This window comes from Streptosporangium sp. NPDC003464, assembly GCF_053588315.1.
On sequence record NZ_JBSFPS010000507.1, the window covers coordinates 1 to 2,499 of the forward strand.

A 2,499-nucleotide genomic window follows, 5' to 3' on the forward strand; every position below is an offset into this window, starting at 1 on the left:
GACCGGTGATCTGGGCCGTTACTGGCCGGACGGCACGTTGGAGTTCCTCGGCCGGGCCGACCACCAGGTGAAGGTGGGCGGCCACCGGATCGAGCCGGGAGAGATCGAGAGCGCGCTGGCGGCGCACCCCGAGGTGGGCCACGCGGTGGTCACCACGGTGGGCGGCGCGGCCCGCCGCCTGGCGGCGCTGGTGACGGCGCCCGACGGCACCGTCCCGGCGGGGCTGCGCGACTGGCTCGCCGGACGCCTGCCGCCGTACATGATCCCCGAACGGTTCGCGGCACTGCCGGAGCTGCCGCTCAGCGCCAACGGCAAGGTCGACCGGGAGGCCGTGCGGGGCATCCTCGACGGGGAGTCCGCCGGGCGCGCCGAGCCGGCCGTGCCGCCGCGCGGCGCGACCGAGACGGCCGTGGCGGAGATCTGGGCCGAGCTGCTCGGACTGCCCGCCGTGGGCCGGGACCAGAACTTCTTCACCCTCGGCGGGGACAGCCTGCTCGCGACGCGGCTGATGACCAGGTTGCGCGCGGCGGGCATCGGCGGCGCGGAGCTCTCCCGGCTGTTCGAGACACCGGTCCTGGCCGACTTCGCGGCCACCCTCGACCCCGGCGGCTCCGCCCCCGCGCAGCGGACGCTGACACCCGACCCCGCGCACCGGTACGACCCGTTCCCGCCGACCGACGTGCAGCGCGCCTACTGGGTCGGGCGGACCGACGACTTCGCGCTGGGCGGCGTGGGCTGCCACTTCTACACCGAGTACGACGTCACCGGGGTCGACCTCGCCCGGCTGGAGGAGGCGTGGAACCTGCTCATCCGGCGCCACGAGATGCTGCGCGCCGAGTTCCTCCCCGACGGCCGCCAGCGCATCCTGCCCGAGGTGCCGAGATTCCCCATCCCGGTCACCGACGTTCCCGGCGCCGACGGCGACCGGGCGGACCAGGCCCTGGCGGAGCTGCGGGAGGCCATGTCGCACCAGCTCATCGACGCCACCCGGTGGCCCCTGTTCGACGTGCGGGCCGTGCGTTACGCCGGGGACCGCACCCGCATCGGGATCAGCTTCGACAACATCATCCTCGACGCGCTGAGCTCGATGACCGTGCTGCGGGAGCTGGAGGCCCTCTACGCCGACCCCGGCGCCGAACTGCCCCCGGTCGACATGTCCTTCCGCGACTACGTGCTCGGCGTCCGGCCCGACCCCGCCTCACTCGAGAAGGCGCGGGCGTACTGGTCCGACCGGGTGGCCGAGCTGCCCCCCGCCCCCCAGCTCCCGCTGGCCGCCGACCCCTCGCGGATCGGCCGTCCCCGCTTCGTGCGGCGCCAGGCCCGCCTGTCGCCCGAGCGGTGGCGGGCCGTCAAGGAGACCGCAAGGAAGCACGCCCTCACCCCCTCCACCGTGCTCGCCACCGCCTTCGCCGAGGTGCTGGGGGCGTGGAGCGCGCGGCAGGACCTGACGATCAACCTCACCCTCTTCGACCGCAGGGAGGTCCACCCCGACATCGGCAACGTCCTGGGCGACTTCACCTCCCTGTTGCTCGTCGCCTACCGGCCCGCCGCCGGGGAGACCTGGCTCGACAGCGCCCGGCGCCTGCAGCGGCAGGTGGTCGCCGATCTGGAGCACAGCGACGCCTCGGCCATCTGGGTCATGCGGGAGCTGGCCAGGCGCACCGGTTCCGCCGAGGTCTCCATGCCGGTGGTGTTCACCAGCACGCTCGGCGTGACGGGCGACGACCCGTGGGACGCCGGCGCGCGGCTGTTCGCCGAGCCCGTCTGGGGCGTCTCCCAGACCCCCCAGGTGTGGCTGGACCACCAGGTGGTGGAGTCGGCGGGCGGGCTGCTGTTCAACTGGGACGCCGTCGAGGAGCTGTTCCCGGCGGGCGTGCTGGACGGGATGTTCGGCGCCTTCGCCGAGATGCTGGAGTGGCTGGCCGGGGGCGCCTGGGACGCGGTGGCGCCCTGCGCGGTGCCGGCGGGTCAGCTCGTGGTCCGCGCCGAGGCGAACGGCACGGCGGGGCCGGTGCCCGAGGGGGCCCTGCATTCGCGTTTCTTCGCCCTGGCCGAGGCGGAGCCGGAGCGGGCCGCGCTGGTCCGGGACGGCGGCGGCCTGTCGTACGGCGAGCTCGCCGGCCGGGCGCTGCGGGTGGCGGGATGGCTGCGCTCGCGGGGCGTGGGTCCGGGCGACACGGTCGCGGTGACGGTGCCCCGGGGCACGGACCAGTACGTGGCGGCGCTGGGCGTGCTGGCGGCCGGGGCGGCCTACGTCCCGGTGGGCATGGACCAGCCCCCGATCCGCCGGGACCGGATCTACCGGCGGGCCGGCGTGCGGCTGGTGCTGACGGGCGACCCCGGGATCTCCCCGGACGGCGTGGAGCACGCGCCGGTGGCGGCGGCGGTGGCCGACGGGGCTCCTCTGGCGGGGCCGGTGGAGGTGGATCCGGGTGCGCCGGCGTATGTGATCTTCACGTCGGGGTCGACGGGTGAGCCGAAGGGTGTGGAGGTGTCGCA

At 75.3% G+C, this 2,499-nt stretch carries 1 protein-coding gene; it reads left to right on the plus strand.

Features of this window, described 5'->3' with window-relative positions; translation table 11 throughout:
• A partial coding sequence (locus tag ACWDS7_RS47875; protein ID WP_451934734.1) for a condensation domain-containing protein occupies positions 1–2,499 on the plus strand: 2,499 nt, incomplete at both ends.